Origin of the sequence: Cohnella hashimotonis, assembly GCF_030014955.1 — a bacterium.
GTDB lineage: Bacteria > Bacillota > Bacilli > Paenibacillales > Paenibacillaceae > Cohnella > Cohnella hashimotonis.
This window is the reverse complement of record NZ_JAGRPV010000001.1, coordinates 3,659,224-3,674,336: the sequence shown is the minus strand read 5'-3', so window position 1 is coordinate 3,674,336 and position 15,113 is coordinate 3,659,224. Positions and strand designations below refer to the sequence as shown.

General features: G+C 63.1%; 13 protein-coding genes. All 13 read left to right on the top strand.

Annotated features, from left to right (window positions below; translation table 11 throughout):
• Nucleotides 1-5: 5 nt before the first annotated feature.
• The 13 genes from KB449_RS14895 to KB449_RS14835 all read left to right on the top strand — a co-directional run bounded on the left by KB449_RS14895 (nt 6) and on the right by KB449_RS14835 (nt 15,107).
• Nucleotides 6-1,532: an ABC transporter ATP-binding protein gene (locus tag KB449_RS14895; RefSeq protein WP_282909131.1), complete on the top strand. Its 1,527-nt coding sequence runs from the start codon at nt 6-8 to the stop codon at nt 1,530-1,532.
• A complete protein-coding gene (locus KB449_RS14890; RefSeq protein ID WP_282909130.1) occupies nt 1,529-2,641 on the top strand; it encodes an ABC transporter permease in 1,113 nt (370 codons plus the stop codon). Before KB449_RS14895 ends, KB449_RS14890 begins: the two co-directional genes overlap by 4 nt.
• A 17-nt stretch (nt 2,642-2,658) precedes the next feature.
• Entirely contained in the window at nt 2,659-3,588 is a 930-nt protein-coding gene (locus tag KB449_RS14885; RefSeq protein ID WP_282909129.1) for an ABC transporter permease, read from the top strand.
• A gap of 24 nt (nt 3,589-3,612) precedes the next feature.
• Nucleotides 3,613-4,557, top strand: coding sequence for an FAD binding domain-containing protein (locus KB449_RS14880; protein WP_282909128.1), 945 nt, complete (start codon nt 3,613-3,615; stop codon nt 4,555-4,557).
• On the top strand, nt 4,548-6,815 hold the full coding sequence (gene pucD, locus KB449_RS14875; protein ID WP_282909127.1) for a xanthine dehydrogenase subunit D: 2,268 nt from the start codon (nt 4,548-4,550) through the stop codon (nt 6,813-6,815). Before KB449_RS14880 ends, pucD begins: the two co-directional genes overlap by 10 nt.
• A gap of 50 nt (nt 6,816-6,865) precedes the next feature.
• Nucleotides 6,866-7,372 (top strand): (2Fe-2S)-binding protein, encoded by a 507-nt coding sequence (locus KB449_RS14870; RefSeq protein WP_282909126.1) that lies wholly within the window; start codon nt 6,866-6,868, stop codon nt 7,370-7,372.
• Nucleotides 7,369-7,860 (top strand): nucleoside deaminase, encoded by a 492-nt coding sequence (locus KB449_RS14865; RefSeq protein WP_282909125.1) that lies wholly within the window; start codon nt 7,369-7,371, stop codon nt 7,858-7,860. Before KB449_RS14870 ends, KB449_RS14865 begins: the two co-directional genes overlap by 4 nt.
• A complete protein-coding gene (gene uraD / locus KB449_RS14860; protein ID WP_282909124.1) occupies nt 7,857-8,378 on the top strand; it encodes a 2-oxo-4-hydroxy-4-carboxy-5-ureidoimidazoline decarboxylase in 522 nt (173 codons plus the stop codon). The genes KB449_RS14865 and uraD overlap by 4 nt, the downstream gene beginning before the upstream one ends.
• Before the next feature lie 16 nt (nt 8,379-8,394).
• The gene (gene uraH / locus KB449_RS14855; protein ID WP_282909123.1) at nt 8,395-8,745 is read left to right on the top strand and encodes a hydroxyisourate hydrolase; all 351 of its coding nucleotides are present in this window, start codon (nt 8,395-8,397) and stop codon (nt 8,743-8,745) included.
• Between the two features lie 30 nt (nt 8,746-8,775).
• Nucleotides 8,776-10,176, top strand: coding sequence for an allantoinase AllB (allB, locus tag KB449_RS14850; RefSeq protein WP_282909122.1), 1,401 nt, complete (start codon nt 8,776-8,778; stop codon nt 10,174-10,176).
• Nucleotides 10,173-11,429, top strand: coding sequence for a Zn-dependent hydrolase (locus tag KB449_RS14845; RefSeq protein ID WP_282909121.1), 1,257 nt, complete (start codon nt 10,173-10,175; stop codon nt 11,427-11,429). Before allB ends, KB449_RS14845 begins: the two co-directional genes overlap by 4 nt.
• A 5-nt stretch (nt 11,430-11,434) precedes the next feature.
• The gene (locus KB449_RS14840) at nt 11,435-12,682 is read left to right on the top strand and encodes a pyridoxal-phosphate-dependent aminotransferase family protein (protein WP_282909120.1); all 1,248 of its coding nucleotides are present in this window, start codon (nt 11,435-11,437) and stop codon (nt 12,680-12,682) included.
• Nucleotides 12,683-14,273: 1,591 nt separating this feature from the next.
• Nucleotides 14,274-15,107 (top strand): sugar phosphate isomerase/epimerase family protein, encoded by an 834-nt coding sequence (locus tag KB449_RS14835; RefSeq protein ID WP_282909119.1) that lies wholly within the window; start codon nt 14,274-14,276, stop codon nt 15,105-15,107.
• Nucleotides 15,108-15,113: the final 6 nt, after the last annotated feature.

Genomic DNA, 15,113 nt, shown 5'->3' with positions numbered 1-15,113 from the left:
CAACGATGCACGCAATCGAGATGCGCCGGATCGTCAAGCAGTTCGGATCGGTCGTCGCCAACGACTGCGTCGACTTTGCCGCAGGAGCGGGAGAAATTCATGCGCTGCTGGGGGAAAACGGCGCGGGCAAGAGCACGATGATGTGCATGTTGTCAGGCGTCTATCGCCCGACGAGCGGCGACATCCTGCTCCGCGGCGAGCAGGTCCGCATTCGCTCGCCCAAGGATGCCGCGAAGCTCGGCGTCGGCATGGTATTCCAGAACTTCAGGCTCGTCGCGACGCTGACGGCAGCGGAAAATATTGTGCTGGGCGAGCGCTCGTCCTTCTGGCGCGGCTCGAACTGGATGAAAAGCAAAGAGCGGGAAATCAAGGCGCTGGCGGAGAAGTTCGGGCTCACCTTTCCGGTCGACCGGCCGATCTGGCAGCTGTCGGTGGGCGAGCAGCAGCGCGTGGAGATCGTCAAGACGCTCTACCGGGGCGCGCAGTATATCATTCTGGATGAACCGACCTCCGTGCTGACGCCGGGCGAAGCGGATCAATTGTTCGAGACGCTGCGGGCGATGAAGGCGGAAGGGAAGACCGTTATCGTAACGACGCACAAGCTGAAGGAGGTCATGGCCGTCGCCGACCGCATCTCGGTCATGCGCAAAGGGAAGATGATCCACACCATCGACAAGCAGGACACGAATGAGAGAGAGCTGGCCAGGCTGATGGTGGGCAAGGAGATTGCCGCTCGGCGCGAGCTTCCGGTGAAGACGCCGGGAAGAACGCTGCTCGAGGTCGACCGGCTGGAGGTCGTCGCCGAGCACGGACGCAAGGCGCTGGACGGCTTGTCGCTCAGCATTCGCGCCGGAGAGATCGTGGGCGTCGCCGGCGTCGCGGGCAACGGACAGAAGGAGTTGGCCGAGGTGCTGAGCGGCCTGATTCCCTGGCGGCGCGGCCAGATCGCATTCGACGGGAAGCCGCTCCGTAATGCGTCCGTGCGCGGGGCAATCGAAGCGGGTATCTCGCACGTGCCCGAAAACCGCATGAAAAGCGGCCTGGCCGGCAGTCTTGGACTTGTCGACAACCTGCTGTTCAAGTCTTACCGGTCCGCCGATCGCGCCAGGCTCGGCTTTCTGCGCATCGGTCGCAACAAAGCCTGGGGCCAGCGATTGGTCGAGGAGTTTGACGTGCGGACGCCCGGCATCGACACGCCGGTGCAGCAGCTCTCGGGCGGCAATCAGCAGAAGCTGCTGCTGGCGCGCGAGATCCATCACGACCCGAAGCTGATGGTCGCGGTGCATCCGACGCAGGGTCTCGACGTCGGCGCGACCGAGGGCGTACACCGTCTTCTCGCCAAGCTGCGAGCCGAGGACAAGAGCGTGCTGCTCATCTCGGAGGACCTCGACGAAGTCATGGAGCTGTCGGATCGCATCCTCGTCATCTTCGGCGGACGCATCGTGGCGGAGCTTCGCCGCGGCGAGGCAGGTAGAGAGGCGATCGGCATGTACATGGCCGGACTGCACGGATCGGAGGTGGAAGCGATATGAGCAAAACCCAAGCCGCCGCGCTGCCGCTAGAGCCGGCGGAAGCGCCTCGCCGCAAGCGCTTTTCGTACCGAATCGAGATCGATCCGTCGGGTACCCGCAATCCGTGGTGGATCGCGCCGCTTTCTATTTTGCTTGCGCTCGTGCTCTGCGGCATTTTTATCGCCGCCAACGGCATGAATCCGGTTACCGTTTACGCCAAAATGATCAAAGGCGCCTTCGGCTCCTCGTTCGGCATCACCGAGACGCTCGTGAAGGCGATCCCGCTCCTGCTGTGCGGCATCGGCGTAGCGATCGCCTACCGCATCTCGGTGTGGAACATCGGCGCGGAAGGCCAGTTTCTCGTCGGTGCCGTCGCGGCGACGGCCGTCACGATCTGGTTCCCGAATCTGCCGATTTACGGGACGATTCCGCTTATGATCGTTTTCGCGATCGCTGCCGGCGGAATATGGGGACTGCTAACGGCGATTCCCCGCACCTATTTTCAGGTCAACGAGCTCGTCACCTCGCTCATGCTCAACTATGTCGCGATTTTGCTGCTCGACTATTTCGTGTTCGGACCCTGGAAGGACCCGAAAGGCTTTAATTTCCCCGGCACCCCGATGTTTAACGACGCGCAAACGCTGCCGGTGCTTGGCGACACGCGGCTTCACCTCGGTCTCGTATTTGCGCTTGTCGCCGTCGTTTTGTACGGATTGCTCGTCAAGTACACGAAGTGGGGCTACGAGCTGCGGCTCATCGGCGCCAATCCCGAAGCGGCCAAAAATGCGGGTATCCCGATTCAACGCCATATTTTGCTCGTCATGCTCATCAGCGGCGGCCTTGCGGGGCTCGCCGGTATGGCGGAGGTCTCCGGGGTATCGCACCGGCTCATGTACGGCATTTCGCCGGGTTACGGCTATACGGCGATTATCGTCGCTTGGCTTGCCAAGCTGAGTCCCGCCTGGCTCGTCGTCTCCGCCGTCCTGTTCGGCGGCCTGATCGTAGGCGGCTACAGCGTGCAGACGATCGGACTGCCGTCGTCCATCTCCAACATGATTCAAGGCGCGATCTTGTTCTTCCTGATCGCCGGCGGCATGTTCGGCAAGTTCAGGCTGCGGCGCAACGCTTAGTAAAGGAGAGATCGAACATGGACACATTCACGCAGATCGTCATCGCCGCGATCTCTTCCGGCACGCCGCTGCTCTTCGCCGCGCTCGGCGGCATCCTGATCGAACGCTCCGGCATCATTCAGCTTGGCGCGGAAGGCATCATGCTGCTCGGCGCCGTCATCTCCTGCATGACGTTTATCCATACGGGCAGCCTGCCCCTCGCGCTGCTCGCGGTCGCGGGCATCAGCATCGCGCTTGGACTTGTCCACGCTTTTCTGACGGTGACGCTTCGAGCCAACCAGACGGTTAGCGGCCTTGCGATGACCTTGTTCGGCACCGGCCTTAGCGCCTACCTCGGCAAGTCGGTTGCAGGCACGCCGATTCCGGGCTCGGTGCCTAAGCTCGATCTGAGCTTTTTGGACGGCGTACCGTTCCTCGGCGACGTATTCGGCCATCTGAACGTGCTTACCTGGTTCAGCTTCGCGCTGGTCGTCATCCTTCACTTGTTCATTCATCGCACCTCCTGGGGCTTGCACCTGCGCGCCATCGGCGACAATCCGGCGACGGCCGATGTCATGGGCATCCGCGTGCAAACCTTGCGCTACGGCTACGTCATCGTCGGCACGATTCTGATCGGCCTGGCCGGCGCCGACATGCTCCTCGCATATTCGCCGACCTGGACCGAAGGGATGACTGCCGGCCGGGGCTGGATCGCCGTCGCGCTCATCATCTTCGCCCGCTGGAATCCGGTGCGCGCGCTGCTGTGCGCATACTTCTTCGGCGCGATGGACACGATCGGCTTCAAGATTCAGCTCATCGGCAGCGAGATCCCTTCATACTTTCTCAAGATGATTCCTTACATCGTCACGATTCTCGTGCTTATGTATCTCGGCTGGCGCAGCCGCAACAAGCTGTCGGGCACGCCGCAATCGCTCGGTCTGCCATACATTCGCGAACAGCGATTCTAGCTGTGACAAAAGGGGGAGCGTACGATGGCGCATCCGCAAGAACAACTCATACGGTCTCCCTCCGTCCGACATCCGTCAACCGCCGAAGAGGCCTGGCGGCTGAAGCGGGAGCTGGGAGCGGGCGCGGTATTCGTAGCCGGAGGCACGCTGCTGCGTACGCAGTGGGAAGCCGGACTCGTCCCTTACCCCGCGCACCTGATCGATCTGGCCGGCGTCGCGGAAATGACCGGAGTCGGGCCGCCGGACACGGCGGGCAGCGGCTGGCGAATCGGCGCGCTGACGTCGCTCGCGGAATGCCGCAGTCATCCCGGTCTTGCCGCGGCCTCTCCGCTCGTGAAGGAAGCCGCCCGCGTCATCGCGGCTCCGGCGGTTCGCAACCTGGCGACGATCGGCGGCAACGTGCTTTCCCGCACGGGCGATATGGCGACCGCGCTGCTCGCGCTGGATGCGCAGCTCATCTGGCTGGACTTTGCCGGTACGCTTGCAGAACCATTATCGGCTTGGCTGGATCGCGAACGGGAAGGCTCAGGCGGCGCGCCGGGTCTGCTTACTGCGATTCTGCTGCCGGCAAGGGACGGCATAACCGTAAACTCGAAGACAAGGCGCTATTGCGCTTTTCATAAAGTCGGCCGCCGGGAAGCCTTTATCCCGCCGGTCGTGAACGTGGCGCTGGACGTCGCGTTCGACGAAGGCGGCGTGGTCGCGGACATTCGCATCGCGGCCGGCGGCGGAACGATGATTCCGGCGCGCCTGACGGCAGCCGAAGCGCTGATGCGGGGCCGAACGGCTGACGCTGCGCTCCTCTCGGCGCTGCATGCGGCTGTCCAGGAGGAATATGCGCCCAAGCCGGATCCGCTGGTCGACGAAGCGTTCCGGCGGATGACGGCGGCCAATCTCGTCGCGGCCGCGCTATGGGAGGCGGGGCGCGATGCCCGCGCGTCCGAAGAGGGGGGAGAGTCATGCTGCTGAACCGCATGACGAGCGGCCGCCGCTGGCGCATCCGTCCCGACGGTCCTGCCAAGGTCACTGGAGAGCTGGAATATCTGACGGATTTGTCGCTGCCGAACATGCTGATCGGACGGGTGCTTCGCAGCACGCATCCGCATGCGCTCATTCGCGGCATCGACGTATCGAAGGCGCTGGCGCTGCCCGGCGTGCACGCGGTTCTTACCGCGAAGGACGTGCCTGGACTGAATCGCTTCGGCATCGCCCGGCCCGACTACCCGGTCTTCTGCGAGGACCGCGTCCGCTTCATCGGCGATGCCGTCGCGGCCGTCGCCGCGGATTCCGACGAGCTGGCGGAGCTCGCGCTAGCGGCGATCGAGGTCGACTACGAGCCGCTGCCGGTCGTGGACGATCCGGAGCGCGCCATCCTGGCAGACTCGCCGCTGTTGTACCCTGAAGGCAACGTGTTCCACCGCAACGATTACAAGTTCGGGGATATCGAAGCCGGCTTCGCCGAAGCTGCGCATATCGTAGAGGAGACTTATTCCACGCCCAGGCAGATGCATACGTATATGGAGACCGAAGGCGGCCTGTTCGTGCCGGGTGAGGACGGCAGGCTGACGGCCTACTCCCCGACGCAGCACGGTTTCATGGACCGGATGCAGCTTGCTCGCATCCTGGCGAAGCCCGAGGCCGAGATCCGCGTCGTGTCCAGCCCGATCGGCGGCTCGTTCGGCGGCAAGGACGAGTTGAACGTGCAGCCTTACGGCGCCTTGCTGGCGCTGGCGACCGGCCGGCCCGTAAAGCTCCACAACTCCAGGTGGGAATCGGTGCGCGCCGGCCTCAAGCGCCATCCGATGAAAATAACGATGAAAACGGGCGTGGACGCCGAAGGAAGGCTCGTCGCGCATCGGGCGTACGTCATCGCCGACAAAGGGCCTTATTCGACGCTCGGCGCAGAGGTGCTGAACTTCGCGACGGAGCATGTCGTCGGACCGTACCGCTTCAAGGCGGTCGACGTGGATACCGTGTCGGCCTTCACGAACAACGGGATGTCCGGTGAGTTCAGAGGCTTCGGCGGCAATCAGGCGATCTTCGCGCTGGAGGGACAGCTCGATCGGCTGGCAGCGCTGCTCGGCATGGACCCGTGGGAGCTCCGGCGCCGCAACCTGCGGCGCGCGGAAGATCCGGGGCCGCTCGGACAACCGATCTCGGTGACGGGCGGCGCCGGCCAGACGTGGGGGTCGCTCGCGGAGAGCGCGCTCTGGCGAAAAAGAAGCGAACGATCTACGCCGGCGCCGTCAGCGCCTTGGATAAAACGGGGGATCGGAGCAGCCTACGTCATGCATGCCTCGGGACTCGGCGTCGGCATTCCCGATCCTGCCGGCGGGCGGCTGCAGCTGCGGATCGACGGGAAGATCGAAGCCGTCTTCGGCTATGAGGAATTCGGCCAAGGCCTGATCGCGTCGCTCATGCAGATGCTGATCGAGATGTTCGGCTTCTCCGAGCGGGACATCGTCATCACGATCGGGGATACCGACGTCGTCCCCGACAGCGGTTCCACGACCGCCTCGCGTGCGACGAGCATGATGTGGCAATCGCTCCGCAGGCTGCGCGGCCCTTTTGTCGGCAAGCTGCTCGAGGAGGCTTCGGGCGCGTTGGGACTGCCCGCGGAGACGCTCGCGATCGGCGAAGGCGGCATCCGCGGCGCCGGGGACGATCGTCTGCTCATCAGTTACGCCGGACTCGCCGCGCTCGCCGAGACCGCCGGACGGCAGATCGCTGCGCAGACGCACTTCACTTATCCGACGTCTCCAGTCGACCGGGTCGGCGCGCATTATATGTACTCGTATGCCGCCGTCGCGGTGGAGGTCGAAGTGAACACGCTGACCGGCCGCGTGCATGTCGCCGAGCAATACCACGCCGTCGCCGCAGGCCCGGTCGTGAATCCGCAAGGCTACCTCGGTCAGATCGAGGGAGGGGGCAGCATGGCGCTCGGCTTCGCGCTGACGGAGGACGCGGTGATGAGCGGCGGGCATTACTTGACCAAAAATCTGGACACCTACCTCGTACCCACGATCGTCGAGCAAAACGGCTGCGTGACTGTGGACGCGATCGAGGAATTGCCCGAAGGCGACGAGCACGGGCCTCGCGGGCTCGGAGAGCTGGGCTCGGTGGGCTTGGCGCCGGCGATCGCGGAGGCTGTCTACCAGGCGACCGGCAAGCGCGTGAACAAGCTGCCGATCGATCCTGCGCAGCTGCAGGAGCCGTTTTGCTTCTAACAACTTAAGCTAATCCTGCACGCGGGTGCAGCAGCAAGGAGGCGAGCAAGATGATCGAGAGGGTGCCGATGTCGGCGGATCCGATTCCAACGCTGATCATCAACGTGAACGGCAAGGATACGGCGCTGGCCGTCCCGCCGACGAAGCGGCTGCTTCACGTGCTGCGCGACGATCTGGGCCTTACCGGCACGAAGCGGTCCTGCGAGATGGGGCGCTGCGGCGCCTGCATGGTGCTCGTGGACGGCAAGCCGGTCAATTCCTGTCTCGCGATGGCCTACCAATGCGAGGGCAAATCGGTCACGACGATCGAAGGCCTATCGGAAGGGGGCTTGACGCAGGTTCAGCAGTGCTTCCTTGAGGAGGGCGGCTATCAATGCGGCTATTGCACGCCGGGGATGGTCGTGACCGTTACCGCGATGCTGGCGCACGATCCGTCGCCGAGCGACGCCGATATCGAGGAGGCGCTGTCGGGCAATTTGTGCAGATGCACCGGCTACGGCGGCATTCGGCGGGCCGTTAATAAAGCGATCGCGCTGAAAAAGGAGCAAACGGGATGAGCGGCAACGAAAAGGAGCTTCATTTATTTTATATCCGCAAATGCGTCGAGGTGTCGCGTCAGGCGCGGTCGGCAGGCAATACGCCGTTCGGCAGCCTGCTCGTCGGTCCTGACGGCGAGGTGCTCATGGAGCAGGGCAATATCGAGATTACTGCCCATGTCTGTACCGGCCACGCGGAGACATCGCTGATGCAGCGCGCATCGCATGCGTACCCGAAAGACTTTTTGTGGCGCTGCACGCTCTATTCGACGGCCGAGCCATGCGCCATGTGCAGCGGGGCGATCTACTGGGGCAATGTCGGGCGCGTAGTATACGGCATCTCCGAGCATCGGCTGGCCGAGCTGACCGGCGACGACGAGCAGAACCTGACGCTGGATCTGCCCTGCCGGGACATTTTGGCGAGAGGACGCAAGCCGATCGAGGTCGTCGGTCCTTTTTCCGAGGTCGAGCAAGAGGTCGTCGCGGTACACGAGGGCTATTGGAAATGAGCGGCGCCAGGGAAGGCATGCTGACGCTGTCGGTCGTAAACGGACTTGAGCGCGGGTCCTTCGTGGAGGCGTTAGGCAGCGTGTTCGAGCACTCGCCGTGGGTGGCGGAGGCCGCTTGGGCGGCGCGTCCTTACCTATCGGTCGGCGCGCTTCACCAAGCGATGATGGACGTCGTCCGCGACGCGCCTAGGGCGCGGCTGATCGCGTTTTTGCGGGCGCACCCGGACCTTGGGACGCGGCTTGCCGTCACGCCCTATTCGGCCTCGGAGCAGGCGGGCGCGGGGCTCGACCGCTTGACGGCGGAGGAGTACGAGATTTTTACGCATCTGAATCAGACGTACGTGGAGCGTTTCGGCTTCCCGTTCATACTCGCCGTAAAAGGCAAAAGCAAGGAAGAGATACTGGAAGCGATGAGGACGCGCGTGAACCATGACGCAGAGCGGGAGCTGGCGGAAGCGGTCTCGCAAATTGCGCGTATTACGGGCTTCAGGCTAGCGGATCTGGTGGCGGGCGAATAGAAAGGAGGCGGCGCGCGTGAACGGCAAACTGACGACCCATGTGCTCGATACGTCGATCGGGCGGCCTGCGGCAGGTATGCGGGTGCAGTTATTCGGAATCGGCGAAGGCCTGTCGGCACGGACGCTGCTCCGTGAGGCGTTCACAAACGAGGACGGCAGGTTGGACGCTCCGCTGCTGGAAGGCGATCTGCTTGCCGAAGGAACTTACGAGCTGCTGTTTGGCGTCGGCGATTATTTCCGGGGGAACGCGCATGCGTTTTTCTTGGGGCAAGTGCCGATTCGGTTCGAGGTATCGGAGCCGTCGAGTCATTATCATGTGCCGCTGCTCGTCTCGCCGGGCGGCTACAGCACGTACCGGGGCAGTTGAAGGCGGCTTTGGCCGAAGGGGAGGCAAGCGATGGGAAAGGACTACGATCTGATCGTGAAAGGCGGTTTCGTCGCGCTGCCGGAAGAAGCGGCGTTTCTGGACATCGGCATCAGAGGCGGCAAGATTGCCGCGATCGGCGCAGAGCTCAGCGCGGGACCTGGCATAGAGATCGTAGATGCGCGCGGGAAATGGGTGCTTCCGGGCGTGGTGGACGCGCATGTGCATCTGAACGAGCCGGGCATGGGGCATTGGGAAGGCTTTGCGTCCGGCTCCGCGGCGCTTGCGGCCGGCGGCTGCACGACGTTCGTAGATATGCCGCTTAACGGCTTGCCGCCGACCGTCAACGTGGAGGCGCTGGCGATGAAGGCCGATCGCGCAGCAGGCGTATCGAGCGTCGACTACGCCTTTTGGGGCGGGCTCGTGCCGGGCAATGTCAGCGACCTTCAGCCGCTTCACGAGTCGGGGGTCAAAGCCTTCAAGGCGTTTTTGTCCGATCCGGGCGGGGAGACGGAGGACCGCTTCCGCGAAGTCGACGACCTGACGCTGCTGGAGGGCATGCGGACGATCGCATCGTTCGACGGCCTGCTAGGCCTTCATGCCGAGAGCGAAGCGATCACCTCCCGTCTAGCGGAGAAGGCGGCCGCCGATGGCCGGACGGACGCGGCGGACTTCATCGCCACCCGTCCCGTCGTCGCGGAGCTGGAGGCGGTGGGTCGCGCCCTGCTGTTCGCGCGGGAGACGGGTTGCCGTCTTCACTTCGTGCATATGAGCAGCCCGGAGGCGGTGGAACTGATCGCACAGGCAAGGCGCGAAGGGCTCGACGTCACGGCCGAGACTTGCCCGCACTATCTCGTGCTCAGCGACCGGGACATGGAGCGGATCGGACCCGCTGCGAAGTGCGCGCCGCCGATGCGCGACGATGCGCGCCGCGAGCGGCTGTGGCAGCAAATCGCCGAGGGCTCGATCGACGTGATCGCCTCGGACCATTCGCCGTCGCCGGAGGCCTGGAAGTCGATGGAGGGCCGCACGTTTATGAGCGCCTGGGGAGGCATCGCAGGCGCACAGAGCAGTCTGGAGCTGATGCTGGACGAAGGGGCCGTGAAGCGGGGGCTCCCGCTGCCGGTCATCGCCAAACTGATGGCCGACGGTCCTGCCAAACGGTTCGGCTTGGACGACCGCAAAGGACGCATCGCGGTCGGACGCGATGCCGATCTGGCGATCGTCGATCCGGGTGCCGCTTATACGCTGAGGCGCGAGGACCTGTACCAGCGGCATCGCCATAGCCCCTACATTGGAAGAACTTTTTCTTGCAGGGTCGTAAATACGTTCGTGCGCGGCCAGCTGGTTTATTCGCTTAACGGCGGCGGCATCGTTCGCGCGGGCGGCGGCGAGCTGTTAAGTCCGTTGAAGGAAAGGGTGAACGAAAGATGAGCCTGTCCGATATTCCGATCCATGCCTTAAAAGAAGAGATGCTCACGCTGCTAGGCGAGATGGCCGTCCATACGGACGAACCCGAGAATCCCGGCGTCACCAGGCCGCTGTATGGCGTATCCTGGCTCAGCGCGCAGGCGGCGCTCGCCGCCCGTATGGAGGAAGCGGGGTTATCGGTCCGGTACGACAATGTCGGCAATCTTTACGGGCGTCTCGCGGGTGAACGCGATAGCGAGGCGGCCGTCTTGACCGGTTCGCATGTCGACTCCGTGCGGCATGGCGGCCGATTCGACGGCACTTACGGCATCGCAGCCGGCATCGCGGCGCTCGGCTATTTGCGCCGGACTCACGGCAAGCCGTTACGTCCGCTTGAAGTCGTCTCTTTTTGCGAAGAAGAAGGGAGCCGGTTTCCGATCGCCTACTGGGGCTCCGGCAACGCGACTGGCATTTATGACTGGCGTCAGGCCGGCAGCTACAAGGACGAGGACGGGGTTTCCCTCGAGGAGGCGATGCAAGCCTCCGGCTTCGGACGCGCGGACGGCCCGGATTGCCGGCTTGCGCCGCTTGCGGGTTTTGTCGAGCTCCATATCGAACAGGGGCTCGTGCTCGAACACCGCAACCGGCGCATCGGCATCGTCGAGTCGATCGTCGGGCAGCGCAGGTATGCGCTGTCGATCGAGGGCGCGGCCAACCATGCGGGCACGACGCCGATGACGCTCCGTCAGGATGCGCTCGCCGGCGCGGCGGAGATCGCACTGAAGCTGGAATCGCTCGCCTCGTCGTGGGGGGAGCCGCTCGTCGCTACGGTCGGCAAGATCGAAGCGCGCCCGAATACGCCGAACGTCATTCCCGGCTATGTCGAAATGACGCTCGACATCCGCCATTCGGACGAATGGAGCCTGTCGGCTTTCTCCGATCTTGTGCTCAGCGAGATTCAGCGGATCACGGACCGGCGGCGGCTGCGGCTTGCCGTGACGCCTTGGCTCGCGACCAAGCCTGTGCCTATGAACGAGCGGCTGACCGCCCGCGTCGAGGCGGCCTGCGCCGGGCTGTCGCTTTCCTACCAGCGCATGGTGAGCGGCGCCGGGCACGATGCGCAGCTAATGGCGCCGCTTTGTCCGACGACGATGATTTTTGTGCCAAGCCGGGCAGGAATCAGCCATTCGCCCGATGAATACACATCGCCCGAGCAGCTCGCCGAAGGGGCGGCCGTGCTTGTTTCCGTCCTGTACGATCTGGCTTACAAGGAGTAGATTTCATGAAAGCATACGCTGAATTGTCCCCCTCGCCCCGCACGATCATGACGCCCGGACCTGTCGAGGTCGATCCCCGCGTGCTGCGCGCGCTGTCCTATCCGATTCTCGGACAGTTCGATCCCGAATTCACCGCGCTCATGAACGATACGATGGAAATGCTGCGGCTCGTCTTCCGGACCGACAATCGCTGGGCGTATCCGGTGGACGGCACGTCCCGCTCCGGCATCGAGGCGGTATTGACGAGCCTGATCGAGCCCGGCGACAAGGTGCTGGTGCCGATTTACGGGCGATTTGGCCATTTGCTGCACGAGATCGCGGAGCGCTGCGGCGCCGAGGTCGTGACGCTGGAGCAGGAGTGGGGCCGCGTGTTCGAGCCGGCGGATATTGCCGACGCGATCCGGCGCGAGCGGCCGCAGCTCGTCGCCGTCGTGCACGGCGAAACGTCGACGGGCCGCGTGCAGCTGCTCGACGGCATTGGTGCGGCTTGCCGCGAGACGGACGCGCTGCTCGTCGTCGACGCAGTCGCGACGCTCGGCGGCGTGCCCGTTGAGACGGACGCCTGGCTGCTCGACGCCGTGGTCGGCGGCACGCAGAAGTGCCTGTCCGTGCCCTCCGGCATGGCGCCGATCACCTACAACGCGCGCGTCGAAGCGAAGGTGCTCGCCCGCAAACGGGTGGAGCGCGGCCTTCGCGTACCGGGCATGGCGAACGCCGAGCCGGAGGAAGGGCGCCGCTTCATCCAGAGCAACTATCTGGATCTGGCCCAGCTGCAAGACTATTGGAGCGCCGCGCGGCTGAATCATCATACGGAGATGACCTGCATGCTTTACGGCCTGCGCGAAGGGCTGCGCATCGTGCTGCAGGAAGGGCTGGAGATGCGGTGGAAGCGGCACCGCACTCACGAGGCCGCGCTCGTCGCGGGGCTGGAAGCGATGGGCATGCGCCTGTACGGAGACCCGTCGTGCAAGATGACAGTCGTTACCTGTGTGGAAATTCCCGAAGGCGTGGACGGCGAATCCGTGCGCGCGATGCTGCTGTCGATGTTCGGCATCGAGATCGCCAGCTCCTTCGGTCCGCTCAAGGGCCGGATCTGGCGCATCGGCACGATGGGCTACAGCTGCAGGCGGGACAATGTTCTGCGGCTGCTTGGCGCGTTCGAGGCCGTACTCGCGCGGCACGGCGCAAAGGTCAAGGCCGGCGCGGCCGTGCAGGCGGCGCTGGACGTATACGAGGCTGGCGAAGTGAAGTGAAGCACTAAAGCCTCGTTTGCGGTGATAGCTCGCATGTGCGGGGGGTACGCGGTAGCGACGATCGTTTTGCAATGGATGAGCACTATTTTACAACATGCGTTAATGCCTTTTTGCGCGTATCGGCACAGTCCGAGGTGTCGCAGAGATGGCGTTAGCGCCTTTTTGCGCGTATCGGAACAGTCCGAGGTGTCACAGAGATGGCGTTAGTGCCTTTTTGCGCGTATCGGAACAGTCCGAGGTGTCGCAGAGATGGCGTTAGCGCCTTTTTGCGCGTATCGGAACAGTCCGAGGTGTCGCAGAGAGGGCGTTAGCGCCTTTTTGCGCGTATCGGTACAGTCCGAGGTGTCGCAGAGAGGGCGTTAGCGCCTTTTTGCGCGTATCGGTACAGTCCGAGGTGTCGCAGAGAGGGCGTTAACGCCTTTTTGCGCGTATCGGTACAGTCCGAGGTGTCGCAGAGAGGGCGTTAACGCCTTTTTGCGCGTATCGGTACAGTCCGAGGTGTCGCAGAGAGGGCGTTAGCGCCTTTTTGCGCGTATCGGTACAGTCCGAGGTGTCGCAGAGAGGGCGTTAACGCCTTTTTGCGCGTATCGGTACAGTCCGAGGTGTCGCAGAGAGGGCGTTAACGCCTTTTTGCGCGTATCGGTACAGTCCGAGGTGTCGCAGAGAGGGCGTTAGCGCCTTTTTGCGCGTATCGGTACAGTCCGAGGTGTCGCAGAGAGGGCGTTAACGCCTTTTTGCGCGTATCGGTACAGTCCGAGGTGTCGCAGAGAGGGCGTTAACGCCTTTTTGCGCGTATCGGTACAGTCCGAGGTGTCGCAGAGAGGGCGTTAGCGCCTTTTTGCGCGTATCGGTACAGTCCGAGGTGTCGCAGAGAGGGCGTTAACGCCTTTTTGCGCGTATCGGTACAGTCCGAGGTGTCGCAGAGAGGGCGTTAACGCCTTTTTGCGCGTATCGGTACAGTCCGAGGTGTCGCAGAGAGGGCGTTAACGCCTTTGTGCATTTATCGGCACTTTCCCGCGTATTGAAGGAGGTACTGCTGCAGGAGAACTACCTGTTTTAACGAGCGCAACTGCCCTCGCAGTCCGCATTTTGTCCGAAGTTACACGGTTCTGCCGCTCAACTGCCCTCGCAGTCCGCATTTTGCCTGAAGTTGCGCGGTTCTGCCGCGCAACCGCCCTGGCATTCTGCATTTTGTCCGAAGTTACACGGTTCTGCCGTGCAACTGCCCTCGCAGCCCACATTTTGCCCGAAGTTACACGGTTCTGCCGCACAACTACCCTCGCAGTCCGCATTTTGCCCGAAGTTACACGGTTCTGCCGTGCAACTGTGTCCACCCCCAGGCGGGATTGGAGGATTAAGGTTGAACATCGGTCAGTCGAGCGTTCGATCTGACCTGTCCTTAAGCGAAGGGGATAAGTTTAAATTGTGAGCGCCATCTGCTATACTGATGTCGTTTAAACGCGCGTTCAGAAGAATTTAGAGCTGAGCATATTATGCAATATTATTGGTGCAATCGGACATCCGAATTCGGCAAAGGCACTGAGGCGACGACGCGCTGCATACTCGAAAACGAACAGGGAGGATGTAAAGCATGCGACTGGGCAGCCAGCTTTTCGGAGATACGAGCACGCCCGAAGCCTGGGTGAACGAGGTGCTAAAGGGAGGCTATCGGTCTGCGGTATGCCCCGACTTGCCCGATACTTCCGAGGATATCGTGCGCGCCTATGTGCGGGCCGCGGAGGCGAACGACATCACGATCTCGGAGGTCGGCGCCTGGAGCAACCCGATCAGCGCGGACGAAACGGTTCGTCAGGAGGCGCTCGCGCATTGTAAGCGGCGGCTTGCGCTCTCGGATACGGTCGGCGCGCGCTGCTGCGTCAACATCGCCGGGTCGCGCGGCGATCAATGGGACGGGCCGCACCCTGACAACTTTTCCGAAGACACTTTCGCGCTTATCGTAGACACGGTACGCGAGATTATCGACGCCGTGCGTCCGACGCGCACTTATTTTGCGCTGGAGACGATGCCGTGGATTTTTCCGGATTCCGCGGATTCGTACCTTGCGCTGCTCAAGGCGATCGACCGTCAGGCGTTCGCGGTTCATTTCGATCCGGTCAACATGATCGCAAGTCCGAGAATTTACTATAAGAACGGCGACATGATCCGCGACTTTTTCGCCAAGCTAGGCCCGTATATCCGCAACTGCCACGCCAAGGACATCCGGCTTGCCGGCAAGCTGACGGTGCATCTCGACGAGGTCGTGCCCGGCCGCGGCGCGCTGGACTACCGGACCTTTCTCCGAGAGCTCGATAAGCTGGACTCCGATACTTCGCTGATTGTCGAACACTTGCATGCGCCCGAGGAAGCCGCGGAAGCCGCGCGCTATATCAGGTCCGTAGCCCAGGAGCTGAATATTTCTTTATAAAAAATG

Coding starts and splice junctions, on each gene's coding strand:
- KB449_RS14835 (WP_282909119.1), top strand. CDS start 14,274: ATGCGACTGGGCAGCCAGCTTTTCGGAGATACGAGCACGCCCGAAGCC.
- KB449_RS14885 (WP_282909129.1), top strand. CDS start 2,659: ATGGACACATTCACGCAGATCGTCATCGCCGCGATCTCTTCCGGCACG.
- KB449_RS14840 (WP_282909120.1), top strand. CDS start 11,435: ATGAAAGCATACGCTGAATTGTCCCCCTCGCCCCGCACGATCATGACG.
- KB449_RS14895 (WP_282909131.1), top strand. CDS start 6: ATGCACGCAATCGAGATGCGCCGGATCGTCAAGCAGTTCGGATCGGTC.
- pucD (WP_282909127.1), top strand. CDS start 4,548: ATGCTGCTGAACCGCATGACGAGCGGCCGCCGCTGGCGCATCCGTCCC.
- KB449_RS14870 (WP_282909126.1), top strand. CDS start 6,866: ATGATCGAGAGGGTGCCGATGTCGGCGGATCCGATTCCAACGCTGATC.
- KB449_RS14880 (WP_282909128.1), top strand. CDS start 3,613: ATGGCGCATCCGCAAGAACAACTCATACGGTCTCCCTCCGTCCGACAT.
- uraD (WP_282909124.1), top strand. CDS start 7,857: ATGAGCGGCGCCAGGGAAGGCATGCTGACGCTGTCGGTCGTAAACGGA.
- KB449_RS14865 (WP_282909125.1), top strand. CDS start 7,369: ATGAGCGGCAACGAAAAGGAGCTTCATTTATTTTATATCCGCAAATGC.
- KB449_RS14890 (WP_282909130.1), top strand. CDS start 1,529: ATGAGCAAAACCCAAGCCGCCGCGCTGCCGCTAGAGCCGGCGGAAGCG.
- allB (WP_282909122.1), top strand. CDS start 8,776: ATGGGAAAGGACTACGATCTGATCGTGAAAGGCGGTTTCGTCGCGCTG.
- KB449_RS14845 (WP_282909121.1), top strand. CDS start 10,173: ATGAGCCTGTCCGATATTCCGATCCATGCCTTAAAAGAAGAGATGCTC.